The sequence below is a fragment of the Streptomyces sp. NPDC096132 genome (assembly GCF_044763345.1).
In the GTDB taxonomy this organism is placed as follows: Bacteria; Actinomycetota; Actinomycetes; order Streptomycetales; family Streptomycetaceae; genus Streptomyces.
In genome coordinates, this window is sequence record NZ_JBIWGA010000004.1 from 45482 (window position 1) to 70878 (window position 25397).

At 73.2% G+C, this 25397-nt stretch carries 21 protein-coding genes; 9 read left to right on the forward strand and 12 right to left on the reverse strand.

What is annotated here, in order from left to right:
- Position 1 precedes the first annotated feature (1 nt).
- Positions 2-1222 carry a cytochrome P450 gene (locus ACIRF9_RS10920; RefSeq protein ID WP_403819142.1) on the reverse strand — a complete coding sequence of 407 codons (1221 nt, stop codon included), beginning with the start codon at positions 1220-1222 and terminating at the stop codon, positions 2-4.
- 150 nt (positions 1223-1372) lie between these two features.
- On the opposite strand from ACIRF9_RS10920, the gene ACIRF9_RS10925 reads away from it, so the two are divergent.
- On the forward strand, positions 1373-1813 hold the full coding sequence (locus tag ACIRF9_RS10925) for an SRPBCC family protein (RefSeq protein ID WP_403819144.1): 441 nt from the start codon (positions 1373-1375) through the stop codon (positions 1811-1813).
- A 23-nt stretch (positions 1814-1836) separates the two neighbouring features.
- Here the strand turns inward: ACIRF9_RS10925 and ACIRF9_RS10930 are convergent, their stop codons facing one another.
- From ACIRF9_RS10930 to ACIRF9_RS10950, 5 genes are all read right to left on the reverse strand, one after another.
- Positions 1837-2988 carry an XdhC family protein gene (locus tag ACIRF9_RS10930; RefSeq protein WP_403819146.1) on the reverse strand — a complete coding sequence of 384 codons (1152 nt, stop codon included), beginning with the start codon at positions 2986-2988 and terminating at the stop codon, positions 1837-1839.
- Positions 2989-3039: 51 nt separating this feature from the next.
- Positions 3040-4497, reverse strand: a complete 1458-nt coding sequence (locus tag ACIRF9_RS10935; protein WP_403819148.1) for an NCS2 family permease — start codon at positions 4495-4497, stop codon at positions 3040-3042.
- 181 nt (positions 4498-4678) lie between these two features.
- The gene (locus ACIRF9_RS10940) at positions 4679-7066 is read right to left on the reverse strand and encodes a xanthine dehydrogenase family protein molybdopterin-binding subunit (protein WP_403819150.1); all 2388 of its coding nucleotides are present in this window, start codon (positions 7064-7066) and stop codon (positions 4679-4681) included.
- A 5-nt stretch (positions 7067-7071) separates the two neighbouring features.
- Positions 7072-7641: a (2Fe-2S)-binding protein gene (locus ACIRF9_RS10945; RefSeq protein ID WP_403819152.1), complete on the reverse strand. Its 570-nt coding sequence runs from the start codon at positions 7639-7641 to the stop codon at positions 7072-7074.
- Positions 7641-8531: an FAD binding domain-containing protein gene (locus tag ACIRF9_RS10950; RefSeq protein WP_403819154.1), complete on the reverse strand. Its 891-nt coding sequence runs from the start codon at positions 8529-8531 to the stop codon at positions 7641-7643. The genes ACIRF9_RS10945 and ACIRF9_RS10950 overlap by 1 nt, the downstream gene beginning before the upstream one ends.
- Before the next feature lie 300 nt (positions 8532-8831).
- Between ACIRF9_RS10950 and ACIRF9_RS10955 the strand changes: the two genes are divergently transcribed.
- Together ACIRF9_RS10955 and ACIRF9_RS10960 are read left to right on the forward strand one after the other, a co-directional pair.
- Positions 8832-10523, forward strand: a complete 1692-nt coding sequence (locus ACIRF9_RS10955; RefSeq protein ID WP_403819155.1) for a PucR family transcriptional regulator — start codon at positions 8832-8834, stop codon at positions 10521-10523.
- A gap of 151 nt (positions 10524-10674) precedes the next feature.
- A complete protein-coding gene (locus tag ACIRF9_RS10960) occupies positions 10675-11448 on the forward strand; it encodes a hypothetical protein (RefSeq protein WP_403819157.1) in 774 nt (257 codons plus the stop codon).
- A 64-nt stretch (positions 11449-11512) separates the two neighbouring features.
- On the opposite strand, the gene ACIRF9_RS10965 is transcribed toward ACIRF9_RS10960, so the two are convergent.
- Positions 11513-12322 carry a GntR family transcriptional regulator gene (locus ACIRF9_RS10965; RefSeq protein WP_403819159.1) on the reverse strand — a complete coding sequence of 270 codons (810 nt, stop codon included), beginning with the start codon at positions 12320-12322 and terminating at the stop codon, positions 11513-11515.
- 190 nt (positions 12323-12512) lie between these two features.
- On the opposite strand from ACIRF9_RS10965, the gene ACIRF9_RS10970 reads away from it, so the two are divergent.
- Positions 12513-13361, forward strand: coding sequence for a (2Fe-2S)-binding protein (locus tag ACIRF9_RS10970; RefSeq protein WP_403819161.1), 849 nt, complete (start codon positions 12513-12515; stop codon positions 13359-13361).
- A gap of 314 nt (positions 13362-13675) precedes the next feature.
- Positions 13676-14746 (forward strand): DUF2637 domain-containing protein, encoded by a 1071-nt coding sequence (locus tag ACIRF9_RS10975; protein WP_403819163.1) that lies wholly within the window; start codon positions 13676-13678, stop codon positions 14744-14746.
- A 73-nt stretch (positions 14747-14819) separates the two neighbouring features.
- Here the strand turns inward: ACIRF9_RS10975 and ACIRF9_RS10980 are convergent, their stop codons facing one another.
- Together ACIRF9_RS10980 and ACIRF9_RS10985 are read right to left on the reverse strand one after the other, a co-directional pair.
- Positions 14820-15299, reverse strand: a complete 480-nt coding sequence (locus tag ACIRF9_RS10980) for an ATP-binding protein (RefSeq protein WP_403819165.1) — start codon at positions 15297-15299, stop codon at positions 14820-14822.
- 406 nt (positions 15300-15705) lie between these two features.
- Positions 15706-16326: a hypothetical protein gene (locus ACIRF9_RS10985; RefSeq protein ID WP_403819167.1), complete on the reverse strand. Its 621-nt coding sequence runs from the start codon at positions 16324-16326 to the stop codon at positions 15706-15708.
- Positions 16327-16516: 190 nt separating this feature from the next.
- Here ACIRF9_RS10985 and ACIRF9_RS10990 point away from each other — a divergent pair, with 190 nt between their 5' ends.
- Both ACIRF9_RS10990 and ACIRF9_RS10995 read left to right on the forward strand, forming a co-directional pair.
- Positions 16517-18169 carry a helix-turn-helix domain-containing protein gene (locus ACIRF9_RS10990; RefSeq protein ID WP_403819169.1) on the forward strand — a complete coding sequence of 551 codons (1653 nt, stop codon included), beginning with the start codon at positions 16517-16519 and terminating at the stop codon, positions 18167-18169.
- A 53-nt stretch (positions 18170-18222) separates the two neighbouring features.
- Complete coding sequence (locus ACIRF9_RS10995) at positions 18223-19059, forward strand: glycosyltransferase (RefSeq protein ID WP_403819171.1); 837 nt, start codon at positions 18223-18225, stop codon at positions 19057-19059.
- Between the two features lie 9 nt (positions 19060-19068).
- Here ACIRF9_RS10995 and ACIRF9_RS11000 read toward each other — a convergent pair whose 3' ends face one another.
- Both ACIRF9_RS11000 and ACIRF9_RS11005 read right to left on the reverse strand, forming a co-directional pair.
- Positions 19069-20811, reverse strand: a complete 1743-nt coding sequence (locus ACIRF9_RS11000) for a pyruvate dehydrogenase (protein ID WP_403819172.1) — start codon at positions 20809-20811, stop codon at positions 19069-19071.
- Positions 20812-20877: 66 nt separating this feature from the next.
- Positions 20878-22515, reverse strand: coding sequence for a PP2C family serine/threonine-protein phosphatase (locus tag ACIRF9_RS11005; RefSeq protein WP_403819173.1), 1638 nt, complete (start codon positions 22513-22515; stop codon positions 20878-20880).
- 420 nt (positions 22516-22935) lie between these two features.
- Between ACIRF9_RS11005 and ACIRF9_RS11010 the strand changes: the two genes are divergently transcribed.
- Both ACIRF9_RS11010 and ACIRF9_RS11015 read left to right on the forward strand, forming a co-directional pair.
- Positions 22936-23919 carry a helix-turn-helix domain-containing protein gene (locus ACIRF9_RS11010; protein ID WP_403819175.1) on the forward strand — a complete coding sequence of 328 codons (984 nt, stop codon included), beginning with the start codon at positions 22936-22938 and terminating at the stop codon, positions 23917-23919.
- A gap of 64 nt (positions 23920-23983) precedes the next feature.
- Positions 23984-24466, forward strand: coding sequence for a DUF456 domain-containing protein (locus tag ACIRF9_RS11015; protein ID WP_403819177.1), 483 nt, complete (start codon positions 23984-23986; stop codon positions 24464-24466).
- On the opposite strand, the gene ACIRF9_RS11020 is transcribed toward ACIRF9_RS11015, so the two are convergent.
- Positions 24429-25226, reverse strand: a complete 798-nt coding sequence (locus tag ACIRF9_RS11020; RefSeq protein ID WP_403819179.1) for a class I SAM-dependent methyltransferase — start codon at positions 25224-25226, stop codon at positions 24429-24431. The two genes, ACIRF9_RS11015 and ACIRF9_RS11020, sit on opposite strands and share 38 nt — an antisense overlap.
- Positions 25227-25397: the final 171 nt, after the last annotated feature.

The window sequence follows — 25397 nt, forward strand, 5'->3', positions numbered from 1 at the left end:
CTCACCAGACCAGGTGCAGCCGGACCGGGGAGCGGTGGATCATCGTGGGGCGCATGACGACCGGACGGTCGGCGTCGAGCCGTAGGCCGGGCAGTCGGCGGGTCAACTCGGTGAGAGTCAGCCGGAGTTGCTCGCGGGCCAGCTGGGCGCCCGGGCAGGCGTGCGGGCCGTGGCCGAAGGCGAGGTGACGGCCGGGCGGACGGGTGATGTCGAACTCGTCCGCCCGCGGATGCCGTGCCGCGTCCCGGTTGGCGCCGCCGAAGGCGACGAACAGCGAGGCCCCGGCGGGGAGTTCGGTGCCGGCGAGGGTGAGCGGCCGGGTGGTGACCCGGCGGAAGCCCTGCAGCGCGGAGTCGTAACGGGCGGCCTCCTCGACCGCCGCCGGTATCCGCTCCTCCGGCTCGGCACACAGCAGTTCCCACTGGCGCGGATGCCGCAGCAGGTGCAGCACGGTCGTCCCGATCAGCGCGGTGGTGGTCAGGTGCCCGGCGATCACGAGGTTCTGGAGGTGCGAGACCACCTCGTGCCGTTCGTCCAGGGTGAGTCGGTCCTTGGAGGCGGCGACGGAGGCGACGATCTCCGAGCACAGGTCCTCGCGGGGGTCGGCGTGCCGTTCCCTGGCGTACCGGTCGAGGAGGTGCTGCGCGGCGACCATGTCCTGGGCGGCGGCCACCTGTTCCTCCTCCGGCAGGGGCCGGAACAGCAGCTCCTCCGCGCGGTGTCCGCCGTGCACGACGGCCGGCACGTCGGCGGGGTCGAGCCCGACGATCCGCCCGACGACCTCGCCGGGCAGCCGCCGCGCGTACGCCGCCATCAGCTCCACCCGCCCGGCCCCGGCGAACTCCTCCACCAGGGCGGCGGCGCGCTCGGCGGCGTACGGGAGGACGGCGGCGACGCGGGCCGGCGACAGACCGCGCACCAGGGGTGCGCGCAGCCGCTGGTGCGTCTCCCCGTCGGTGCCGACGACCACCGGCCGTCCGCCGAAACCGGTGGCGAGCACCCCGAGCGCGGCCGGTGCCGGCAGCACATCGGGCCTGAGCGCCCCCGCCGACGAGAAGTCCCCGGGTCTGCGCAGCACTTCGCGTACGTCGCTGTCGCGGGCGACGATCCAGGCGTCCAGCTCGGGGACGTGGAGCAGCCCCTCGGTGTCCTGCGCCCGCCCGTAGAGGGGATACGGGTCGCGCTGAATGTCGTCTAATCCGCCGAGCCCTGTGCGGTCCATGGGACGTCCTCCCGGCCGGTCGTGGTAGAGGGTCGGCCTCATGGTGCCGTACGGCCGTACGACCCGACAGGGGGGCGTGAGGGGCCGTACAAAGCTGTGAGTCGTGGCCGAACGCGCCGTCGGACTCCGCGGACTCCCTACGATCATCGCGTGGTCATCTTCCAGCTCGAACGCACCGCCCCGCTCTCCCTCGAGGAGGCATGGCGCCGGCTCACCGAGTGGCACCGGCACGGCGAGGTGGTTCCCCTGACCCGGGTCACCGTGGTCACTCCGCCGCCGACCCGCGAGGGCACGGTGTTCGTGGCGCGCTCGGGCCTCGGCCCGTTCGCCTTCGACGACCGGATGGAGGTCACCGTGTGGCACCCGCCGGCCGACGACGAGCCGGGCCGGTGCCGGCTCGAGAAACGCGGTCGGGTGATCCGGGGCTGGGCCGAGATCGAGGTGTGGCCGGGGCCCGGCGGCCGGACGCGGGTCGTCTGGCACGAGGAGCTGCGCGTCCGCTTCCTCCCGTCCCCCTTCGACCCTCTCCTGCGCGCCACGGCCCGCTCGGTGTTCGGGCGCGCGGTGAACCGGCTGCTGCGGCGGCCGTGAGCGGCGCCGGGCGGGCGGAGGGTTCAGGCCACCGAGCCGATGCGGGCCGTCGGGGCCGAGGTGGTGTCGTGGTGGATCGGGGTGTGGGCGCCGGTCAGGGAGACACCTCTGCCGCCGCGGCGGCTCGCGACGATCTCGGCGGCGATCGACAGGGCCGTCTCCTCGGGGGTCCGGGCGCCCAAGTCGAGGCCGATGGGTGAGCGCAGCCGGGCCAGTTCGAGTTCGGTGACGCCGACCTCGCGGAGGCGGGCATTGCGGTCCAGGTGGGTGCGGCGGGAGCCCATCGCGCCGACGTAGGCGACCGGGAGGCGCAGCGCCAGCCGGAGCAGGGGGACGTCGAACTTGGCGTCGTGGGTCAGCACGCACAGCACGGTGCGGGCGTCCACCTCCGTGCGCTCCAGGTACCGGTGCGGCCAGTCGACGACGATCTCGTCGGCCTCGGGGAAGCGGGCCCTGGTCGCGAAGACGGGGCGGGCGTCGCACACCGTCACATGGTGGCCGAGGAACTTGCCGACCCGCACCAGCGCCGAGGCGAAGTCGATCGCGCCGAACACGATCATCCGGGGCGGGGGGACCGAGGACTCGACCAGGACGGTCAGCGGTGCCCCGCAGCGGGAGCCCTGTTCGCCGATCTCCAGGGTGCCGGTGCGGCCGGCGTCGAGGAAGGCGCCGGCCTCGGCGGCCACCGTGCGGTCCAGTTCGGGGTGGGCGCCGAAGCCGCCGTCGCAGGTCCCGTCGGGGCGGACGAGGAGCGCGCGGCCGACGAGGTCCGCCGGGCCCGTGACCACCCGGGCCAGTGCCGCCGCCCCGCCACGCGCGGCGGCGGCGAGCGCGGCCTCGGCCACTGGGCGGACCGGGTCGCCGGCCCGTACCGGTGTGACGAGGATGTCGATGACACCGCCGCAGGTGAGGCCCACGGCGAAGGCGTCGTCGTCGCTGTAGCCGAAGCGTTCCAGGACCGACTCGCCGTCCTCCAGGGCCTGTCGGCACAGGTCGTACACCGCGCCCTCCACACAGCCGCCGGAGACCGAGCCGATCGCCGTGCCGTCGGCGTCCACCGCGAGGGCGGCGCCCGGCTGGCGGGGCGCGCTGCCGCCGACGGCCACCACGGTGGCGACGGCGAAGTCACGGCCCTGCTCGACCCAGCGGTTCAGCTCCTCGGCGATGTCCAGCATGTCTCGGTCTCCTCAGGGCAGCGGTCGTGTGGCGGTCGGTCGCGCGTGCGGCTAGCGCACGCCCAGCCAGCTCTCTATGGGATGGAGGGCGAAATGGACCAGGAAGATGCCTGCCAGGCCCCACATGAAGGCACCGATTTCCCGCGCCCTGCCCTGACCTGCCTTGATGGCGACGTACGAGAGGACGCCGGCGGCCACGCCCGTGGTGATGGTGTACGTGAACGGCATCAGGACGACGGTCAGGAACACCGGGATCGCGGTGGCCCGGTCGGCCCAGTCGACGTGCCGGGCGTTCATCAGCATCATCGCGCCGATGACGACCAGCGCGGCGGACGCGACCTCCTGCGGGACGATCGCGGTGAGCGGGGTGAAGAACAGGCAGGCCGCGAAGAAGGTGCCGGTGACGACCGAGGCGAGGCCCGTACGGGCGCCTTCGCCGACGCCGGTCGCCGACTCGATGAAGACGGTCTGGCCGGAGCCGCCCGCCACGCCGCCGATCGCGCCGCCGGCGCCGTCGATGAACAGCGCCTTCGACAGGCCTGGCATCCGGCCCCGGTCGTCGGCGAGCTTCGCCTCGGTGCCGACGCCGATGATGGTGGCCATCGCGTCGAAGAAACCGGCGAGGACGAGCGTGAAGACGATCAGGCCGACGGTCATCGCGCCGACCTCGCCCCAGCCGCCGAACTCGACGTGCCCGAAGAGCGAGAAGTCGGGCATCGAGACGGCGCCGCCGTGCAGTTCGGGGGCGCCGGCCGCCCACTGCTTCGGGTCGACGACCCCGGTGGCGTTGAGGACGGCGGCGACGATCGTGCCGCCGACGATGCCGATGAGGATGGCGCCGGGGATGTCGCGGGCCTGGAGCACGAAGATCAGCAGCAGGGTGCCGGCGAACAGCAGCACGGGCCAGCCGACCAGTTCGCCCGCCGGGCCGAGGGTGAGCGGGGTGGCCTCGCCCTGGTGCACGAAGCCGGACTTGTGGAAGCCGATGAGGGCGATGAACAGGCCGATGCCCATCGTGATGCCGTGCTTGAGCGCGAGCGGGATCGCGTTCATGATCATCTCGCGCAGGCCGGTGACGACGAGCAGCATGATGACCACGCCGTACATCACGCACATGCCCATCGCCTGTGGCCAGGTCATCTGCGGGGCGACCTGGGAGGACAGGACGCCGGAAACGGAAAGGCCGGCGGCGAGGGCGAGCGGCGCCTTGCCGAGGAAGCCCATCAGCAGCGTGCTGAGGGCCGCCGCGAACGCGGTCGCGGTGATCAGTGCCTGCCGGCCGAGCGTGTCCCCGGCCACGTCCTTCCCGGACAGGATCAGGGGGTTGAGCAGGAGGATGTACGCCATCGCCATGAAGGTGGTGACGCCGCCGCGCACTTCGCGCGCGACCGTGGATCCACGCCGGGAGATGTGGAAGTACCGGTCGAGCCAGGACCTGCCGGCCGGGACGCGGGTGCCGTCGCCGGCGTCCTCGGGTGTGGTTCTGGGCTGCACTGACTGCTGGGTCATGGTGCCGTCTCCCAAGTTTCAGAGGGGATTGGGATGTGCACGACCCGGGGGACGGCCCGAGACGAACATAGGGGTACGGCGCCGGGGGTGACCCTCGGTGTGGCAGTTGCCCGGCGCCGGGGTGCCGTTGCGCCCACCCGTGCCGCGCATGCGGCACGACTGCCCGCAACGGCAGCCGGGGTTATGCCGTGCCCGTCAGGTGTTCGGGACGGACCGGTGTCCGGTCGATCTCCAGGCCCGTCGCGGCGCGGATGGCCGCGAGGACGGCCGGAGTCGAGGACAGGGTGGGGGCCTCGCCGATGCCGCGCAGCCCGTACGGCGCGTGGTCGTCGGCGAGTTCGAGCACGTCGACGGGGATGGTCGGCGTGTCGAGGATCGTGGGGATGAGGTAGTCCGTGAAGGAGGGGTTCTTCACCTTCGCCGTCTTCGGGTCGACGATGATCTCCTCCATGACGGCCACGCCCAGGCCCTGGGTCGTCCCGCCCTGGATCTGGCCGAGCACGGACAGCGGGTTGAGCGCCTTGCCGACGTCCTGCGCGCAGGCCAGCTCGATCACCTTGACCAGGCCGAGCTCGGTGTCGACCTCGACGACGGCGCGGTGCGCGGCGAAGCTGTACTGCACATGGCCGTTGCCCTGCCCGGTGCGCAGGTCGAAGGGCTCGGTGGGCCGGTGCCGCCACTCCTGCTCGACCTCCACGGCCTCCTCGCCGAGGACGTCCACCAGGTCGGCGAGGACCTCGCCGCCGTCGGTGACGACCTTGCCGCCCTCCAGGAGGAGCTCGGCGGTGGCCCAGGCGGGGTGGTAGGTGCCGAACTTGCGGCGGCCCAGCTCCAGGACCTTCTCCCGGACCAGTTCGCAGGCGTTCTTGACGGCGCCGCCGGTGACGTACGTCTGCCGCGAGGCCGAGGTCGAACCGGCGCTGCCGACCTCGGTGTTGGCCGGGTGGATGGTCACCTGGGCGACGCCCAGCTCGGTGCGGGCGATCTGCGCGTGGACGGTGACCCCGCCCTGGCCGACCTCCGCCATCGCCGTGTGCACGGTGGCCACGGGCTCGTCGGCGATCACCTCCATGCGCACCCGCGCGGTGGAGTAGTCGTCGAAGCCCTCGGAGAAGCCCACGTTCTTGATGCCGACCGCGTAGCCGATGCCGCGGACGACGCCCTCGCCGTGGGTGGTGTTGGACAGACCGCCGGGCAGCTGCCGTACGTCGGCGCCCTCGCTGCTCTCCCACTGGCGCTCCGGCGGGAGCGGCATCGCCTTGACGCGGCGCAGGAGTTCGGCGACCGGCGCCGGGGAGTCGACGGGCTGGCCGGTCGGCAGGAGGCTGCCCTGTTCCATGGCGTTGAGCTGCCGGAACTCCACCGGGTCCATCCCGAGTTCCTTCGCCACCTTGTCCATCTGCGCCTCGTAGGCGAAGCACGCCTGGACCGCGCCGAAGCCGCGCATCGCGCCGCAGGGCGGGTTGTTGGTGTAGAGGGCGATGGCCTCGATGTCGACGTCGTCGACGACGTACGGGCCGATGCCGAGCGAGGAGGCGTTGCCGACCACGGCCGGGCTGGCCGAGGCGTACGCGCCGCCGTCCAGGACGATCCGGCACTTGACGTGGGTCAGCTTGCCCTCGCGGGTGGCGCCGTGCTCGTAGTACAGCTTGGCGGGGTGGCGGTGGACGTGTCCGAAGAAGGACTCGAACCGGTTGTAGACGATCTTGACGGGCTTGCCGGTGCGCAGGGCCAGCAGGCAGGCGTGGATCTGCATCGACAGGTCCTCGCGGCCGCCGAACGCACCGCCGACGCCGGCCAGCGTCATCCGCACCTTCTCCGGCGGGAGGCCGAGGACCGGGGCCATCTGGCGCAGGTCGCTGTGCAGCCACTGGGTGGCGATGTAGAGGTGGACGCCGCCGTCCTCCTCGGGCACGGCGAGGCCGGACTCGGGGCCGAGGAAGGCCTGGTCCTGCATGCCGAAGGTGTACTCGCCCTTGACGATCACATCGGCCCGCCCGGCGGCCGCGGCCGCGTCGCCGCGGACGATGGGCTGGCGGTGGACGATGTTCGGGTGCGGGACGTGGCCGATGTGGTAGTCGGTGCGGTTCTCGTGGACGAGGACGGCGTCCGGAGCGGTCGCGGATGCCTCGTCGGTGATGACCGGCAGCTCGCGGTACTCGACCTTGATCTTGGCGGCGGCCCGGCGCGCGGTCTCCGGGTGGTCGGCGGCGACGATCGCGACCGGCTCGCCGTGGTGCCGTACCTTGCCGTGGGCCAGGACGGGGGTGTCCTGGATCTCCAGGCCGTAGTTCTTCACCTCGGTGGGCAGGTCGTCGTACGTCATCACGGCGTACACGCCGGGCGTGGCGAGGGCCTCGCTCGTGTCGAGGGAGACGATCTCGGCGTGGGCGACCGTGGAGCGCAGGATCTGGCCCCAGAGCATGTCCTCGTGCCACATGTCGGACGAGTACGCGAACTCGCCGGTGACCTTGAGGGTGCCGTCCGGGCGGAGGGTCGACTCACCGATGCCGCCCCTGGTCTGCGAGCCCTGGGTGATCTTCGTGGGAGCGCCGTTGGTGGGGGCCATCGGGGTCAGACCGCCTCTCCCTGCCGGGCGGCCGCGAGGCGGACCGCGTCCATGATCTTCTCGTAGCCGGTGCAGCGGCACAGGTTGCCCGAGAGGGCCTCGCGGATGTCCGCGTCGGTCGGGGTGGGGTTGCGCTCCAGCATCTCGTCGGCGGCGACCAGCAGCCCGGGGGTGCAGAAGCCGCACTGGACGGCGCCGGCGTCGATGAACGCCTGCTGGACGGGCGAGAGTTCCGTGCCCTCGCCGGTGTGCGAGTCGGTGCCCCTGGCCTGCCATCCCGTGGCCTCGTCGAGCGAGGTGCCGCGGGAGTCACCGCAGGACCGCTGCCTGGCGTACTCTGCCAGTCCCTCGACGGTGACGACCTCCCGGCCTTCCGCCTGACCGGCCGCGACCAGGCACGCGCACACCGGCACGCCGTCGAGACGGACCGTGCAGGAACCGCACTCGCCCTGCTCGCAGGCGTTCTTGGAGCCGGGCAGCCCGAGGCGCTCGCGCAGGACGTACAGCAGGGACTCGCCCTCCCACACGTCGTCGGCCTCCTGCGGACGTCCGTTGACGGTGAAGTTGACGCGCATCACGCAGCTCCCTCGGTGTGGCGGCGGGCGCCGCGGTACGACTCCCAGGTCCAGGTCAGCGTGCGGCGGGCCATGACGCCGACCGCGTGGCGGCGGTAGCTCTCGGTGCCCCGGACGTCGTCGATCGGGTTGCAGGCGGCGGAGCACAGGTCCGCGAACCGCTTGGCGACCGACGGGGTGATGATCTTCCCGTTGTCCCAGAACCCGCCTTCCTCGAGGGCCGCGTCGAGGAATTCCTCGGCGGTCTTCGCCCGGACGGGGGTGGGGGCGGCGGAGCCGATGCCGGTGCGGACCGTGCGGGTCTCGGGGTGCAGGGCGAGACCGAAGGCGCACACGGCGATGACCATGGCGTTGCGGGTGCCCACCTTGGAGTACTGCTGGGGGCCGTCGGCCTTCTTGATGTGGACCGCGCGGATCAGCTCGTCGGGGGCGAGCGCGTTGCGCTTGACGCCGGTGTAGAAGGCGTCGATGGGGATACGGCGGCTGCCGCGCACCGACTCGGCCTCGACCTCGGCGCCGGCCGCGAGGAGGGCGGGGTGGGCGTCGCCGGCCGGAGAGGCGGTGCCGAGGTTGCCGCCGACGCCGCCGCGGTTGCGGATCTGCGGGGAGGCCACGGTGTGCGAGGCGAGGGCCAGGCCCGGGAGCTCGGCCCGCAGGTTCTCCATGATCTTCGTGTAGGGCACGGAGGCGCCCAGCCGCACGCTGTCCTCGCCGACCTCCCAGTCGTAGAGGTCACCGATGCGGTTGAGGTCGAGGAGGTACTCGGGCCGCCGGTGGTCGAAGTTGATCTCGACCATCACATCGGTGCCACCCGCAATCGGCACAGCGGTGGGGTGCTCGGCCTTCGCGGCGAGCGCCTCCTCCCAGCTGGCGGGGCGAAGGAAGTCCATGACCGGCTCTCTTCTTCGTCTCTCGTCGGGTCCGTAAATGAGCCAGATCGGTGCGGCGGGCCCGGCTCGTTCATGTGGTGTTCACGCTGAACGGGGCCAGTACACAGCTCTGTGCTCCGACCGTGTCAGTCACGGAAACCATGAAGGAGTTGGCTGGCCAGCACGGGCATCTTGTAGATTCGTATGAACGGAGGTCATCGGTAACCTCTTCGGTTTCCCCTGGAAACACCACCGGGCCCCCGCCTCATCGGCCCGTCAGAAATCATCGTAGTTTTCGAGACACAGAACGGCGGCGACGAGATGCGGCTGCGCGCACTGCTGGACACCGATGCGCTGGGGCTGCGGCTGCTCGGCGGCGGGGACGAACTCGACCGCACGGTGCGCGGTGTGATGACCACCGACCTGCGCGACCCCAGCCGCTACCTCTCCGGCGGTGAGCTGGTGCTGACGGGCCTTGCCTGGCGCCGGAGCGCCGCCGACTCCGAACCGTTCGTACGGATCCTGGTGCAGGCCGGGGTGTCCGCGCTGGCGGCCGGCGAGGCGGAGCTCGGGGACGTGCCGGACGATCTGGTCGTGGCCTGCGCCCGGCACCGGCTGCCGCTGTTCGCGGTGCACGAGTCGGTGGCGTTCGCGACGATCACCGAGCATGTCGTACGTCAGGTCAGCGGCGAGCGGGCCGGGGACCTCGCGGCCGTGGTCGACCGGCACCGGCGGATGATGACCTCGGGTCCGGCGGGCGGCGGCCCGGACGTGGTCCTGGACCTGCTCGGCTCCGACCTGGACCTGCGGGCCTGGGTCCTGTCCCCCACCGGGCGGCTGATCGCGGGCCCGAAGGTGGCGGGACCGGCGCTGCCGGCCGAGGTGTGCGCGCGGCTCGCCGGGGAGCATCTGGCGGCCGTCCGCGGCGGCCGGCGCGGACCGTACCGGGTGCTGGTGGGCGGGACGACGTACTCGCTGTTCCCGATCCGCGGCAGCAGCCGTTCCGGACAGGGCGCGCAGATCGCGCGGGACGTGCGCGAGAGCGTGCTGTCGGACTGGCTGATGGCCGTCGAGGCGGACGCCGGGGACTGGGCGGAGGAGCGCCTGGACCTGCTGTACGGCGTCACCCAGCTGATCGCCGTGGAGCGCGACCGGCGGGACGCGGCGCGCACGGTACGCCGACGGCTGGCGCAGGAGGTGCTGGAACTGGTGCAGGCGGGTGCGGCCCCGGCGGAGATCGCGGCCCGGCTGCGGGTGGCCGCACCGGTGCTGCTGCCGGGCCTGGGGGCCGCCCCGCACTGGCAGGTGGTGGTGGCGCGCGTCGAGTGGGACCGTCCCGGCGGCGGGGCCCTGGAGGCCGGTCCGCTCACCCAGTCCCTGCTGGAGGAGATCCTGGTCGACCCTCTCGCGACCGGCCCCGAACCGTCCGACCGGATCGCCGTCGCCCACACCGGTGACGAGGCCGTCGCCCTCGTCCCGCTGCCGGCGGTCTCCGGCGAGCACGACGGCTCCGAGGCGGGGGTCCTCGCCGATGTGCTGCTGGCGGCCGTACGGGAGCCGCTGTCGGCGGGGCTCGACGGCGACGGGCGGCTCACGCTGGGGGTGAGCGCGGCCGTGCACTCGGCGGAGGGGCTGCGCGGGGCGCTGGAGGAGGCCCGGCACGCGCGGCGGGTGGCGGCGGCCCGGCCCGGCCGGGTCTGCGCGGCGGGCCACCAGGAGCTGGCCTCGCACGTGCTGCTGCTCCCGTTCGTGCCGGACGACGTGCGCAGGGCGTTCACGGCGCGTCTGCTGGACCCGCTGCGCGACTACGACCGGCGGCACCGCGCCGAGCTGATACCGACGCTGGAGGCGTTCCTGGACTGCGACGGCTCGTGGACGCGGTGCGCCTCCCGGCTGCATCTGCACGTCAACACGCTGCGCTACCGGGTCGGCCGGATCGAGCAGTTGACGAGCCGTGATCTGTCGCGGCTGGAGGACAAGCTGGATTTCTTCCTGGCGCTGCGCATGAGCTGACAGCGGTACCCGCCCGTCGAAACCTCGGGGGGCGGACAGTCCCACGACTTTGTGAAATCCTTCACCCGCCCCCTTGGCCCGGTGCCGCGATTCGTGCTGAGATGCCGCCACCACTCACTCAAGGCTCGACGGCGCGCTCGGGGAGGGCAACGTGGCGTACTCCGCCATGTCTGGTACCGGAACGACCGCAGGTGACGACCCCCTCCGGACCGCGGTGTGGCGACTGCGCTCACGGGCCTGCTGGGCGGACGCGGCGGCCCTGCTCCCGCAGGACACCGCGGCGGGCTCGATCCAGCGGGCCTCGCTGCTGGTCGAGCGGTGTCTGTACACCGAACAGGGCTGGCAGGACGCCGAGGACGCGCTGCGCAGCGCGGAGGCGCTGGCGCACAGCGACGAGGAGCGCGGCGCGGCCGCCTGCGAACGGGGGCAACTCGCCTACGCCGCCACCCTGCACGGGGTGCGCGACCGGGTCGACGAGGCGCGGGCCGCGCTCGGCCGGGCGGCGGCGCTGATCCCGCCGGACGCGGCGGGGCGGGGGCTGCTGGACTTCCGCCGGGGGCTGATCGCGGAGAACATCTCGCGGTCCCCGCAGGCCGCACGGGCCGCGTACCGGCGCGCCCACACGGCGGCCGCGGCGCACTCCGACGAGCTGCTGCTGTCGTTCACCTGGCGCCATCTCGCCGGACTGGCCCTGCGGGACGGGGAGGTGGCGGAGGCACGGCACGGCTTCGCCGAATCCCTGCGGATCCGGGAGGAGCTGGGATACCTGGTGGGCACCGCCCCGGCGCTCGCCTCCCTCGCGGACGCCGAGGTCGAGCCGGAGGCCTCACGCCTGCGGGAGGAGGCGCGGCGGCTGTTCCGGCTGCTGGGCGGCGTACCGACCTGGCTGGCCCGGCAGTTGGCACCGCCCGCGGCGACGGCGTAGGTCGCCTCCCGTCCGGCGTCACGATCCGGTCGGCCGGATGTGACGGCGGGCGCCGGTCGGGGGCTCAGGCCGCGCCCGCGAAGTGCTTGCGCACCAGCAGCTGTACGGTCTCCGGCTCGCCTGCCGACAGGGCGTCCAGCAGGGCCAGGTGCTCGGCCGCGTCGGCGGCGAGGTCGGCGCGGCCCCGGGAGGCGGGACCGCCGACCAGCGGCCACTGGGCGCGCCGGTGCAGGTCCTCGGCCACGGCGACCAGTTGCTCGTTGCCGGCGAGGGCGAGCAGCGCCCGGTGGAAGACACGGTCCGCCTCGGCGTACGTCGCCCGGCAGCCGGAGTGCGCCGCCCGTACCGTCGCCTCCGCCAGGGGCCGCAGCTCCGCCCAGCGCTCGGCCGGCACGGTACGGGCCAGCCGCAGCATCACCGGCACCTCGATCAGGGCCCGTACCTCGGCCAGCTCGGCCAGTTCCCGTGCGCCGCGCTCGACCACCCGGAAGCCCCGGTTGGGCACGACCTCGACGGCGCCCTCCATCGCGAGCTGCTGCATCGCCTCGCGCACCGGGGTCGCCGAGACCCCGAAACGCTCGCCGAGCACCGGCGCCGAGTACACCTCGCCCGGGCGCAGCTCCCCGGAGACCAGCGCGGTGCGCAGCGCGTCGAGGATCTGCCCGCGCACGGAGGCGCGCTGGACGACGGTGCGGGGGCGCGGGATCGGGGTCTCGCTGTGCGTGTGCTCGCCGCGGGCGGCGCCCTGCGGACCGCACCGCTCCCCGTCCAGCTCCTGGGAGGAGGCGGCGCGCTGCTGGGCCGGGACCCGGGCCCGGGCGGGGTCCTCCCGGGGGATCCCCGTTCCGGCGGAGCCCTGCGTGCCCTGCTTCACGGGTCCTCCTGCGGACGTGTCGGTACTTGGGGAGATTACGGCGGGTTGTTACTCGCCCGTCAAGCACCTTAGGCGTACTGGCCGTCAGTTCAAATCCCGAGGAGAATCGGTAAGGTTAGGCTTACCTTCAAAAGCGGGCCCTTGTGCCCCTCCAGGTCCCTGACGTCACTCCCGGAACGGTGGTCCCGGCATGCCCTCAGCCCCGTCGGTCACAGCGGAGTCCTACGCCCGCCTCACGGAGGTCTACCCGGGCCTGACCGTCACGGAGCTGGAACCCGGCGCGCCGCCGCCCCGGGGCGGCGGCTGGGTCGCCGCGACCGACCTCGCCGCGGGCGGGGCGGCCCTGGACGCGTTCCTGGCCTGGGACGACGCCCAGGTCGTACGGGACTACGGGCAGCGGGCGCGCCCGGACGTGATCGCGAGCTTCGGACTGCACCGGTACGCCTGGCCGGCCTGTCTGCTGATCACCGTGCCCTGGTTCCTGCACCGCCGGGTGCCGCGCTATCCCGTGACGCACGTCTCGTACGACCGCACCGGCGACGGCATGCGGATGGCCGTCCACCCGCCCACGTCGTTCGCCTGTCTGCCGGGCGACCCGGCGGCGGCGCTGCCCGGCGCCCGGGTGGTCCCGGACGAGGAGGCGCTGCGCTCGGAGGTACGGGCGGCGGTGGCCGAGCACCACGAGCCGGTGCTCGCCGGGTTCGGGCCACGGGCGCGGCGGCGCGGGCGCGCCCTGTGGGGCATGGTCACGGACGAGATCGTCGAGGGCCTGTGGTACGTGGCCCATCTGTTCGGCGAGGGCGAGCGGGAACGGGCCCGGCACGAGCTGGAGCTGCTGCTGCCGGGCGCCACCAAGCCGTACGTCGGCTCGGCGGCCTTCCGCGAACTGACCGGTCCGGACGGCGAGTCGCTGCCCACCCGGGACCGGGCGAGCTGCTGCATGTTCTACACGGTGCGCCCGGAGGACACCTGCGCCACCTGCCCGCGCACCTGCGACGCGGACCGGGTCGGCAAGCTCACGGCGGCCGCCGCCAGTTGAGCCCCCCTCAGACACCCCCCCGAGGGGAAGGCCCCTTCGGGGGTCACGTAAGATCACCCGGACGAGACTTCCCCGCGGTTACAGCTGATTCACAATTTCCTCACGAGTCCCGGGAACTTTCCGTGGAACCATCCGTACGGGTAGTCTTGTTCGAACTCAACTCCCGCCCCTCAAGCGGCAGTTCGAGCAGAACGTCGCCCTGGGCATCCCCTTGCACTTCCTTGGCGGCCTCTTGCCCCGAAACCCCCTGAGGGACGGCGGGATTGGGCCACTATGGCGGGCGTTACGCCCTATCCCAATGCAAGGGACCCCAGATGAGACTGACCGACATATCGCTGAACTGGCTGCTTCCGGGCGCCGTACTGCTCCTGGGCATGCTGGCGGCGGTGGCGGTGCTCGCGCGCAGCAAGCGGTCCGGGGAGCACGCCAAGACCGACGACTCCTGGGAGCGCAGCGAGGAGCGCCGCAGGCGCAAGGAGGCCATATACGGCACCGCCTCCTACGTCCTTCTGTTCTGCTGTGCGGCCGTCGCCGCCGCGCTCTCCTTCCACGGCCTGGTCGGATTCGGCGAACAGAACCTCGGCCTCTCCGGCGGCTGGGAATACCTGGTGCCGTTCGGCCTGGACGGCGCGGCGATGTTCTGCTCCGTCCTCGCGGTGCGCGAGGCCTCCCACGGTGACGCGGCCCTCGGCTCCCGGATACTCGTGTGGACGTTCGCCGGTGCCGCCGCGTGGTTCAACTGGGTGCACGCGCCCAGGGGCCTGGGGCACGCGGGCGCCCCGCACTTCTTCGCCGGCATGTCGCTCTCGGCGGCCGTGCTGTTCGACCGGGCCCTGAAGCAGACCCGCCGCGCCGCGCTGCGCGAGCAGGGCCTGGTGCCCCGTCCGCTGCCGCAGATCCGCGTCGTGCGCTGGATGCGGGCCCCCCGTGAGACCTACAAGGCGTGGTCGCTGATGCTCCTCGAGGGCGTGCGCAGCCTGGACGAGGCCGTCGAGGAGGTCCGTGAGGACAAGGTCCGCAAGGAAGAGACGAAGCTGCGCCGCCGCGAGGAGCAGCGCCTGGAGCGGGCCCAGCTGAAGGCGATCAGCCGGGGCCACGGCCGCTGGCCGGGCCGGGGTGGCGGCGGCGGTGGCGGTGGCCGCCAGCTGGAGCCGGGCCAGGCGGCGGCGCTGGAGCCCGCCGGGGCCGAGCGGCTGTCCGCGGAGCCTGCCATAGCCAACGCGGCGGAGCAGCTGCCCGTCCGCCAGCGGCCCTCCCTGCAGCCGGTCCGCCAGTCCTCCGACGCGTACTCCGTCGACCTCACGGCGGAGGACGACACCATGGCACTGCCGCGGCTGGACTCCCTGGAGCGCAAGCTCAAGGACCTGGAGCAGCAGTTCGGCTGACGACCGGCCGATGACACCACGGGAAGGGGGCGCGACCTCGGCGGTCGCGCCCCCTTCCCGTGGCGTTTCCGCCTCAGGCCGCTCCGGCGGCCAGCTCGAACCAGACGACCTTCCCCGCCCCCTGCGCCCGGACCCCCCAGGAGTCCGCGAGGGACTGCACCAGGACCAGCCCGCGGCCGTGTGTGCTGTCGTCGGCGTTCGGCACACTCGGCCGCGGGCGGCCCGGCACCGAGTCCCGCACCTCCACCCTGAGGCCGGCCGGTGACACGGTGGCCGTCAGGACCGCGTCGTCGTCGGTGTGCACGAGCGCGTTGGTGACGAGCTCGCTGGTGAGCAGTTCCGCCGTCTCCGACCGCCCGGGCTTCCCCCACCCCCGCAACAGCTCGCGCAGCGCGCGGCGCGCCTCGGGCACCGCCCGCAGGTCCGCCCGCCCGAGTCTGCGACTGAGCTGCGTGTCCACGGCGTCGTCCGTCTCCGCGGTCTCCGTGTTCCGTTCCGCCGCCGAGGTGCTCGCGATCGTCGTCGGACCGCTGCCTCGTGCCTGCCTCTTCATGACCCCCGCCCGCGTGCCGATGTCGGTTCCCCTCCTGCTCGAACACGTTCACGGGGATCCTTGCCCGGTCGGCACGGCGCCAGTCATGTCGAATCGTCCACGCCCGGATGTTCGGCCATGTTCGACCGGTCCCCGGGGGCGCACCCGGGGGCCTGTACGGGCCGGGCGGCGGGGCCCGGACGGGCAAGCGGGGCACCGGCACCGCGGCAGCACCCCGCCGGACACGAGTGCGGAGCCCACGGCACGCCCGCAGCACCCGTGCCGGACCCCGATTCCGGCCGCGGCCGCCGCCGTACGGCGGCACGGGCGCCCGCGGGAGGGGCGTGCGCCCGCGCAACCACCCGGACGGGCGAAGTTGGCCGGAATGCGGTGGGTCGCGGCGGTCAGGTGCGCGTCCCGTTTCCGGTCAGTGGAGCTTGTTGACGGCCTTGGCCGTCGTCTTCTTGAAGGCCTTCACCGGGGCGTCCCCGAAGTCGCCGAGCTGCCCCCAGTCCACGACCGTCACGGTCCGGCCGTCACGGCCGACGGAGATCAGGCGGATGTCGGTCGCACCCCAGGAGGTCTCGGTGTGCAGGCCGTAGACCCGGGCGCCCTCCTCGACGTTCACCTTGCCGTAGTCCTTGAGCCTGGCCTCGATCTCCGGGTCGGCCCGCTCGATCCGGACGGGGCAGGACCTGATGTCCCGGTTCAGCCGCGAGAACCGGCCCTTCGCCGCGCTGACGCTCGGCAGTTCGACGGTGACCTGGCGGGCCGAGGTGTCGAGGTCGGTGCGGAAGTCGCGGTACCAGGTGTCCCGGCCGCCGCCGAGCGCCATGCCCAGGCAGCGGTCCAGTTCCACCTCCTCCGGAACGCCGGCGGTGACCCGGCCGGCCGTCCAGGGGGAACTCGGGTGCGGCGGAAGGTCCTTGGCGGCGAGGAAGCCGGGCACCCTCGGGGCGGCGCCCGCCGGAGCGGCGAGCACGGTGGCGAGGGTGAGTCCGGCGGTGGCGAGCGCCGTGAGCGCGGCTGCTCGGGTGTGCTTGGGCATGGGTGTCCCCCGTGAGTGGGTGGGTGGATGCGACGTGCCGCCGGGGCGCCGGGTGGTCCGCCCGGCCGGGTCCGTCCGGCGACACCAAGAGCATCGGCCGAGCCGGGGCTCCGGGGCAACGCCCTTCGCCCGATCGGCGGTGGTGGAACCATCCCAGCCCATCTGACGTGCAGGTATACGAGTGCCTGGGATGACCGCCCGGGCCGGGACGAGGTCGGGGGCCACGGTGTCGAGCGGTGAGGACGTCACGGAGTTCGCGGCACTGCTGACGGAACTGAAGGCGCGTACGGGACGCAGCTACGGCTCCCTGGCACGCCGCGTGGGCATGAACACCTCGACACTGCACCGCTACTGCGCCGGAGAGGCCGTACCCCAGGACTTCGCCCCCGTGGAACGGCTCGCGGAGTTCTGCGGGGCGACCCCCGGGGAACGCCTCGAACTGCACCGCCGCTGGCTGCACGCGGCGGCGTCCCGCCAGCAGCGGGGCCGGGGCGCGGCGGGGGCATGGGCATCGCAGGCGCCGGACGAGACGACGACACAGGAGCCGACGGCCACAGCCGCGCAAGCGCGGGACGAGGCAGCGATGCCTGGCTCGGCCACCGCGACGACGCAGGCACCGGACGAGGCAGCGCCGCACAGCCCGAACACCACCACCACGCAAACCCCGGACCAGGCAGCGCCGCACAGCCCGAACACCACCACCACGCAAACCCCGGACCAGGCAGCGCCGCACAGCCCGAACACCACCACCACGCAAACCCCGGACCAGGCAGCGGCGCAGGACTCGACCACCGCGACCGCGCAGGCGCCGGACGAGGCAGCGGCGCACGGCCCGGCCGCCGGGGTCGCGCACACCCCGGACGAGGCAGCGCCGCAGGGTGCGGTCGCAGGCGGGCCGGCGTCCGGTGGCGAGGAGGCCGGGTTCCGCCCCTGGTACCGCCGGCGTCGTGGCGTGGTCCTTCTCGGTGTCGGCTGTGTGCTGCTCGCCACCCTGGGCACGCTGTCCGCGCTGCCCGGCGACGGCCGCCCGGCCTCCAGTGCTCCGGCCCCGTCCTCCGCCGACCCGTCGTCGACTCCTACGACGCCCACGACGGCACCCCACTCCTCCCTCACGCCCACCGTCTCCCTCACCCCCGGCGCCCTCGCGCCCTCCCCCGGCCGGACGGACACGGACCCGTCCGCCCCGTCCTCGGCCGGTCCGACGTCCGCCGCCCCGGCGTCGGGCGTGCCGCTCGCCTGGACCGCCGACTCCCAGGTCTGGGCGCTCGGCTGCGATCACGACTACGTCGTCGACAAGCCGCCGGCACGGGTGCCGCCACCCCCGGCGGAGCAGGACGCCGGGCCCTGGGCGACGGCCCAGGGAGCCGTGCACGGGCGGGAGACCAACGTGGAGATCTCGGTGCAGGGCCGCAGCTCCACGGCCGTCGTGCTGACGGCGCTGCGGGTCCGGGTCGCCGGCCGGGCCACGCCCGCGCCGGGCACCGTCTACGCGATGGACCAGGGATGCGGCAGCTCGCTCAGCGAGCGGTACTTCGCGGTCGACCTGGACAAGGACCGCCCGATCGCACACCCGGTCGCCGGCAATGACGCGGGCACCCCGATCCCGGCGATCCGCCTGCCCTACCGGGTGTCCGCGCAGGACCCGGAGGTGCTGCTGGTCACGGCGCGCACGAAGACCTGCGACTGCGCCTGGTACCTGGAACTCGACTGGTCCTCCCAGGGCCGCACCGGAACGGTCCGCATCGACGACCACGGCCGCCCGTTCCGCACGAGCGCCGTCGAGGGGCTGCCGCGGTACCTCTACGACACGTCGGCGCGCGCATGGCAGCCGTACACGCCCTGACGCGACCGCGAGAGAAAGCCGCACAGGCGGACAATTCACCTATGGTGATGGCCATGCGATACGCCGTCACCATTCTCCGCCCGCCCGGTTACCAGCACTGGGAGGCGTTCCAGGAGGTCGCCACGACGGTGCACTGCGCGCTGTCGCGCCTCGGCCATGACAGCGTCCTCACCCATGACCCCCGGCCGGCCGGCCGCCGGCACATCGTCCTCGGATGCAATCTGCTTCCGTCGTACCCCGTCGACATCCCGGACGACGCGATCCTGTACAACCTCGAGCAGATCCAGGGTGGATCGCCGTGGGTCACCGAGGAACTGCTGCGTCTGTTCCGCAAGCACACGGTCTGGGACTACAGCACTCTCAACATCCGCGCACTCGAGCGCATGGGTGTGCACGACGTCCATCACGTCCCGATCGGTCACGTCCCGGAACTGGAACGGATGCGCCCGGCGCCCGAGGAGGACATCGACGTGCTGTTCGTCGGCTCGCTGAACGAGCGCCGTCTGGAGACGATCCGGCAGCTCGAAGCCGCCGGACTGAACGCGGTGGCGCGGTTCGGGCTGTACGGCGACGAGCGTGACGCCCTGATCGCCAGGGCGAAGATCGTCCTGAACGTTCACTTCTACGAGGCCAAGGTCTTCGAGATCGTGCGGGTGTCCTACCTTCTGGCCAACGGCAGGTTCGTGGTGTCCGAACGCGGCAGCGGCCCGGAGGAGGAGGCACCGTTCGCCGACGGAGCGGCCTTCGGCGACTACGCGGAGATCGTGGACCTCTGCCGGTACTACGTCGACCACGACGACGAGCGCCGGGCGCGAGCCGAACGGGGCCGGTCGATCATGCGTTCGCGGTGCGCGACGGACATCCTGCGCTCCGCGATCGCCGCCTCGTAGCGGCACGCTTCAGGGGCGGGGAACGTTGCGGAGGTTGGAGCGGGCCATCTGGAGCATCCGGCCGACCCCGCCGTCCAGGACGATCTTCGAGGCGGACAGGGCGAAACCGGTCACCATCTCGGCGCTGATCTTCGGCGGGATGGACAGGGCGTTGGGGTCGGTGACGACGTCGACCAGGGCCGGCCCCTTGTGCCGGAAGGCGTCCTTGAGCGCGCCGGCGAGCTGCTTGGGCTTCTCCACCCGTACCCCGAAGGCCCCGCAGGCGCGGGCCACCGCGGCGAAGTCGGGGTTCTTGTTGTGGGTGCCGTACGAGGGCAGTCCGGCGACCAGCATCTCCAACTCGACCATGCTCAAGGAGGAGTTGTCGAACAGCACGACCTTCACGGGGAGGTCGTACTGCACGAGGGTCAGGAAGTCGCCCATCAGCATGGTGAATCCGCCGTCGCCGGACATCGACACGACCTGGCGTCGGCGGTCGGTGAACTGGGCGCCGATCGCCATGGGCAGCGCGTTCGCCATGGAGCCGTGGGAGAAGGAACCGATCACCCGGCGGCGGCCGTTGGGGGTGAGATAGCGGGCGGCCCAGACGTTGCACATCCCGGTGTCCACGGTGAACACGGCGTCCTCGTCGGCGAGTTCGTCGAGGACGGAGGCGACGTACTCGGGGTGCAGCGGAACGTGTTTCTCCACCTTCCGGGTGTACGCCTTCACCACCCCCTCCAGCGCGTCCGCGTGCTTCTTGAGCATCCGGTCGAGGAACCGCCGGTCGTCCTTGGGCCGCACCCGCGGGATGAGACAGCGCAGCGTCTCGCGCACATCGCCCCACACCGCGAGGTCCAGCCGGGAGCGGCGGCCCAGGTGTTCGGGCCGGACGTCGACCTGGGCGATCCGCACGTCGTCGGGGAGGAAGGCGTTGTACGGGAAGTCAGTGCCCAGCAGGATCAGCAGGTCGCACTCGTGGGTGGCCTCGTAGGCCGCGCCGTAGCCGAGGAGACCGCTCATCCCGACGTCGAACTCGTTGTCGTACTGGATGAACTCCTTGCCACGCAGGGCGTGCCCCACGGGCGACTTGATCTTCCCGGCGAACTCCATGACCTCGGCGTGCGCGCCGGCCGTGCCGCTGCCGCAGAACAGGGTGACCTTGCCGGCCTCGTCGATCATCCGGACCAGTGCGTCGATCTCGGCGTCGCCGGGGCGGACGGTGGGCCGGGTGGTGACGAGGGCGGTCTCGGCGGACTTCTCGGGCGCGGGCTCGGAGGCGATGTCACCGGGGAGGGAGACCACACTGACGCCGCCGCGGCCGACCGCGTTCTGGATGGCGGTGTGCAGCAGCCGGGGCATCTGCCGGGGGCTGGAGATCAGCTCGCTGTAGTGGCTGCACTCGCGGAAGAGCTGGTCCGGGTGGGTCTCCTGGAAATAGCCCAGGCCGATCTCGGCGGAGGGGATGTGGGAGGCGAGGGCGAGGACGGGGGCCATCGAGCGGTGGGCGTCGTAGAGGCCGTTGATGAGGTGCAGGTTGCCGGGGCCGCAGGAGCCCGCGCAGGCGGCCAGCCGGCCGGTGATCTGCGCCTCGGCGCCGGCGGCGAAGGCGGCGGTCTCCTCGTGGCGGACCTGGATCCACTCGACGGCGGAGTTGCGGCGCACCGCGTCCACCACGGGGTTGAGGCTGTCCCCGACCACCCCGTACAGGCGTCGGACCCCGGCGCGGGCGAGGATGTCCACGAACTGTTCGGCGACGTTCTGCTTGGCCATGACCGGACGCACCCCTTCACTGTCCTGCCTCGGGTACCTCCCTCCACAGTGGCCGCGGCAGCGCCGTCACGCCTCCCAGACGGCGGCGGCCGTACGGTCGTCGGCGTAGCCCTTGACCCGCACCTGGGTGTCGGCGAGGAACGCGGCGAGCCCGGGCGGGGTGGGGTCCGACCAGCGTTGCGTGAGGTGGGCGGAGAGTTCGGGTTCGCCGCGCAGGGGGTCGGCGAGGCCGCCCGTGCACATCAGCAGGGTGTCACCCGGACGGGCTACGGAGGCACGGAAGCGGAAGGGGTCGCGGGGCGGCTCGGGGGGCGCGTCGAAGGGGCTGGGCGGAGTCGGGATGCCGAGGTCCATGGTGAGGCGGTCGCCGTCGGGTGTCTCGGCGGGCAGCGACCCGAACCCGACGACGGGTTCCCCGGCGATCTCGCCGACCCGCGGCTCGATGTCCTGCCACTCCCCTCCGCGCAGCCGGAACAGTCCGCCGGCGCCCACGCCGAAGAACACGCGGGTGCGGCACCCGGGGTCGGCGGGCAGCAGCAGACAGCGCAGGGTGGCCGTGTACTCGTCGGGCTCCAGGCCCTGTTCGGCGGCGCTGGCGCGCAGCCGGCCGAGGCTGCGGTCGGTGAGGCGGTGCAGTCCCGACTTCAGGTCGCCGCGCCGGCCGGCCCTTATGTCCTGGGCGAGCCGGACGTGGCTGCGGCCCACGGCCCGCCCGATCCACTGGCACGCCTCGGCGGCCGCCCGGTGCGCGCCCGGCGTCGCCCGCGCGCCGGTCGCCATCGCGACCAGCAGCAGCGCCTGCGCGCCCGTGCCGAAACGGGCGGTGAGCAGGGAATCCCGGCGCGGCTCACCCCGGTACCGCGCGGAGTCCCCCCGTACCGACGCGGCCCGCAGCGCACAGGTCCCGTACCGGGCCCCGTCCAATACGGTGTCGGCGACCAGGTCGTCCAGCCGGTCCGGGTCGGCGGGCGGGAGGGCGGTGGGCTCGGCGTCGTAGGTGGGGGGCCGGGAGCCGACGTAGGCCTTGGGCCGGTCCCGCAGGACGGGCAGGTCGAGGGCGGTGGCGGTCCGGGGCTCGGGGGTCTCGGTGGGCACGAGGGGGCCGGCGGTGCCGCTGACGGACACGGTCGGCGCGTCGGCCGGGGGCGCCTCGGGGGCGGGGTCCGCGGGCGCCTGATGAGGGAAGCCGGGGGGCAGCGGACCGGGCGGGAAGGCATTCGGAACCGGGGACGGCGGGGTCTCGGGAGCAGGGCCCGCCGGAGCCGCGTCCGCCGGAGCCGGGGGCTCGGGGGTCGCGTCCGCGGGAGGCGCGTCCGCGGGCGCCCGGGCCGTGTCGCGAGCGGTTTCCGCGGTGGGCGTGGTGCCGTTGCGCGGCGGTGGGACCGTGGCCTGAGCTGCCGACGCCCCAGGTCCCGGCTCCGCCCCCGCCCCCGGCCCCGGCCCCGATCCCGGTCCGGCTCCCGGCGCCGGGTCCTCGGGCAGCCACCAGTCGGCCGGCTGCCCGTCCCGTACGGGCTGTTCCGTACGGGGTTGCGGAACGGTGTCCGCCGGACCCGCGGAGCGCACCGCTCCCGCCGCCGAGGCGAAGCGGTCGTCGAGGGAGTCGGCGGTGGGCGCGGGGCCCATGTCCGCGGTGGAGTCGTCGTACAGCTGCCCCCACCAGTCGTCCTCGGGACCGGTGGGCCTTCCCCCCTGCTGGCTCATGCCCCTAATTGTCCACCGCACGGGCCGTATGAAAACGGGGCATCCGGAAAATGCGCCACCGTCTCCACCGCCGAACATGCGTACGGGGGTTCAGGGGCGACGATCGCCGGGCGGTCCCACCCCCCACGGGAGAACCGCCCGGCGACCTTGAGGTGACCCGTGCTCAGATCCCCTATGCGCCCCTGCGCGTCATGAGCCCGGACCACGTTCCGGGGCAGAGCTGTGCCCGGCCCGGAGCCGAAGTGTGCACGGCGTTCCTGGAGATGCGCTGTGGATGATCACGTCTTCCCGCCGTGGCCACACCTTGGCAGAGTGACCTGCGGTACGGCGATGATGTGCGGCGGCGGGTTTACGCCGTGACCGTTTCCCGCCACCCCTTGGATCGCCGCCCCTTGACCGTGGAAGAAGGGACCGCACCCGATGCTGGGAGCGATTGGGCTCGACGAGACGCACGAGACTGCGTACCGGGCGCTGGTGTCGGTGGGCGCCGCCGACGTGCCCGACCTGGCGCGCCGGCTGGCCCTCGGCGAGTACGACACCGAGCGCGCCCTGCGCCGGCTGGAGCGGCACGGTCTCGCGGCGCAGTCCTCGGGCCGGCCCGGCCGCTGGGTCGCCGCGCCGCCGGGCGTCGCCCTGGGCGCGCTGCTCACCCAGCAGCGGCACGAACTGGAGAAGGCGGAGCTGGCGGCCGCGCTGCTCGCCGAGGAGTACCGGGCGACGGCCACCGAACCGTCGGTGCACGACCTGGTCGAGGTGGTGACGGGCGCGGCGGCGGTCACCCAGCGTTTCCTGCAGATCCAGCTGGGCGCGAGCCACGAGGTGTGCGCGCTGGTCACCGGCACCCCGGTGGCGGTGACCGGGGTGGAGAACGACGCGGAGGAGCGGGCGGCCGAGCGCGGGGTGCGCTACCGCGTCGTCCTCGAGCGCGAGGTCCTGCGTCAGCCGGACGGTGTCACGGAACTGACCGCCGCGCTCGGCCGCGACGAGCAGGTGCGGGTGGTGGAGCGGGTGCCGACGAAGCTGGTCGTGGCCGACCGCTCGCTCGCCCTGGTGCCGCTCACCGGCCGCTCGGCGGAGCCCGCCGCCCTGGTGGTGCACGCCAGCGGCCTCCTGGAGCTCCTGTCGGGTCTGTTCGAGGCGGTGTGGCGGGACGCCCTGCCCCTCGGGCTCGGCGCGGGCGGTGTGGTGGAGCAGGGTCCGGCCGGCCCCGACGCCGTCGACCTGGAGATCCTCTCCCTGCTGCTGGCCGGGCTCACCGACGCGAGCGTCGCCAAGCAGCTCGACCTGGGCCTGCGGACCGTACAGCGCCGGGTGAAGGGGCTGATGGAGCTGACGGGCGTCTCCACCCGGCTACAGCTGGGCTGGGTCGCGTACGAGCGCGGCTGGGTGACCCGCGAGCACTAGCCGCGCCCCGCGCCCGCGTACCTCTTGACCTGCGGGTTCCTGCTGATTCCGGCACTCTGGGCAGATGGGAGCGTGGGAACTCCTGCTGGTCGGTCTGGTCATCCTGCTCGGCCTGTGCGGAGTGCTGGTGCCCGGCGTGCCGGGGTCGTGGCTGGTGTGGTCCGCGGTCCTGTGGTGGGCGCTGAAGGATCCGCAGCCGGTCGCCTGGTGGGTGCTCGTGGGCGCCACGGTCGCACTGTTCCTGAGCCAGGTGGTGCGCTGGGCGCTGCCGCCCCGCCGACTGCGGGAGAGCGGCGCGACGCCCCGGATGGCGGTGTACGCCGGGGTCGGCGCGTTCCTCGGCTTCTTCCTGCTGCCCGTGCTCGGCGCGATCCCCGGCTTCGTGGGCGGCGTCTACCTCTCCGAGCGCCTCCGCCTGGGCCGCCACGGCGAGGCCCGCGCGGCCGAACGCACGGCGATGCGCTCGGCCGGCTGGAGCGTCCTGGCGGAACTGTTCACCTGCCTGCTGATCATGGGCGCGTGGCTGGGCGCGGTGCTGTGGGGGTGACGCGACGCGCAAGTGGTTGGGGCCGGCGGAACAGGGCCGTCCAGAGGAAGGGCTCGCCGAAGGTGGGCGACTCGGCCTTCTGCTCCCGCATGCCGCGCAGCTCGATCTCGGTCAGGTCGCGGAAGATCCGGCGCAGTGACTCGGGGGTGTAGGCGAGGCCGCCCTCCAGACGGGAGCGGTGGTAGAAGGCCTCGTCGGGGAGCTCCGAGCCCATCCGGCCGGAGGCGAAACAGGTGAGGGCGAAGTGCCCGCCGGGGGCCAGGGCGCGGTCCAGCAGGGCGAGGTGGCTGATCCGACGGTGCGGTGGCAGGTGGTGGAAGCAGCCGGAGTCGTAGATCAGGTCGTAGGGGCCGTCAAGGCCGGAACCGGCCGCGGTGAGGGCGAAAACGTCGCCGCAGTGGAACCGGATCCGGCCGGCCCCCGCCCCCGCCTCGCGGGCCCGGTCCTCGGCCCAGGCGACGGCCGTCGGGGAGAGGTCCACGGCGTCCACCTCGAAGCCCCGGGAGGCGAGGTACAGGGCGTTGCGGCCCGGTCCGCAGCCGAGGTCGAGGGCACGGCCGGGTGCGATCAGGCCACGGTCGAGGTACGACACCAGGTTCTCGTCGGGCTTCGCCACGAAGAACGGGACGGGCTTGGACCGATCCGCGTAGAAGCCGTCCCACCAGGAGGCCCCGTAGGCCGTCCACCGGTCGGCGTCCGGCGCGAACAGCCCGTCCAGCAGCGTCAACACGTCGTCCACGGTGCGTATGTGACGATCCATTACCTACTCCCCTGTCGCTCGTCCGGCGCTGGGGAGAACCTACGTGCGGCGGACACGGAAGGCCGGCTCGGGCCGGGTGGCGGGAGGGCGCGGGTGAGTGTCTGACGGGCGCGGGCGCGGGACGGCGACGGTGGGGCCGGTGGTGTCGCGCTCCGGATCCCAAGCCCTCGC

Coding starts and splice junctions, on each gene's coding strand:
- ACIRF9_RS10920 (WP_403819142.1), bottom strand. CDS start 1,222: ATGGACCGCACAGGGCTCGGCGGATTAGACGACATTCAGCGCGACCCG.
- ACIRF9_RS10930 (WP_403819146.1), bottom strand. CDS start 2,988: ATGCTGGACATCGCCGAGGAGCTGAACCGCTGGGTCGAGCAGGGCCGT.
- ACIRF9_RS10935 (WP_403819148.1), bottom strand. CDS start 4,497: ATGACCCAGCAGTCAGTGCAGCCCAGAACCACACCCGAGGACGCCGGC.
- ACIRF9_RS10940 (WP_403819150.1), bottom strand. CDS start 7,066: ATGGCCCCCACCAACGGCGCTCCCACGAAGATCACCCAGGGCTCGCAG.
- ACIRF9_RS10945 (WP_403819152.1), bottom strand. CDS start 7,641: ATGCGCGTCAACTTCACCGTCAACGGACGTCCGCAGGAGGCCGACGAC.
- ACIRF9_RS10950 (WP_403819154.1), bottom strand. CDS start 8,531: ATGGACTTCCTTCGCCCCGCCAGCTGGGAGGAGGCGCTCGCCGCGAAG.
- ACIRF9_RS10955 (WP_403819155.1), top strand. CDS start 8,832: ATGCGGCTGCGCGCACTGCTGGACACCGATGCGCTGGGGCTGCGGCTG.
- ACIRF9_RS10970 (WP_403819161.1), top strand. CDS start 12,513: ATGCCCTCAGCCCCGTCGGTCACAGCGGAGTCCTACGCCCGCCTCACG.
- ACIRF9_RS10975 (WP_403819163.1), top strand. CDS start 13,676: ATGAGACTGACCGACATATCGCTGAACTGGCTGCTTCCGGGCGCCGTA.
- ACIRF9_RS10980 (WP_403819165.1), bottom strand. CDS start 15,299: ATGAAGAGGCAGGCACGAGGCAGCGGTCCGACGACGATCGCGAGCACC.
- ACIRF9_RS10985 (WP_403819167.1), bottom strand. CDS start 16,326: ATGCCCAAGCACACCCGAGCAGCCGCGCTCACGGCGCTCGCCACCGCC.
- ACIRF9_RS10990 (WP_403819169.1), top strand. CDS start 16,517: ATGACCGCCCGGGCCGGGACGAGGTCGGGGGCCACGGTGTCGAGCGGT.
- ACIRF9_RS10995 (WP_403819171.1), top strand. CDS start 18,223: ATGCGATACGCCGTCACCATTCTCCGCCCGCCCGGTTACCAGCACTGG.
- ACIRF9_RS11000 (WP_403819172.1), bottom strand. CDS start 20,811: ATGGCCAAGCAGAACGTCGCCGAACAGTTCGTGGACATCCTCGCCCGC.
- ACIRF9_RS11005 (WP_403819173.1), bottom strand. CDS start 22,515: ATGAGCCAGCAGGGGGGAAGGCCCACCGGTCCCGAGGACGACTGGTGG.
- ACIRF9_RS11010 (WP_403819175.1), top strand. CDS start 22,936: ATGCTGGGAGCGATTGGGCTCGACGAGACGCACGAGACTGCGTACCGG.
- ACIRF9_RS11015 (WP_403819177.1), top strand. CDS start 23,984: ATGGGAGCGTGGGAACTCCTGCTGGTCGGTCTGGTCATCCTGCTCGGC.
- ACIRF9_RS11020 (WP_403819179.1), bottom strand. CDS start 25,226: ATGGATCGTCACATACGCACCGTGGACGACGTGTTGACGCTGCTGGAC.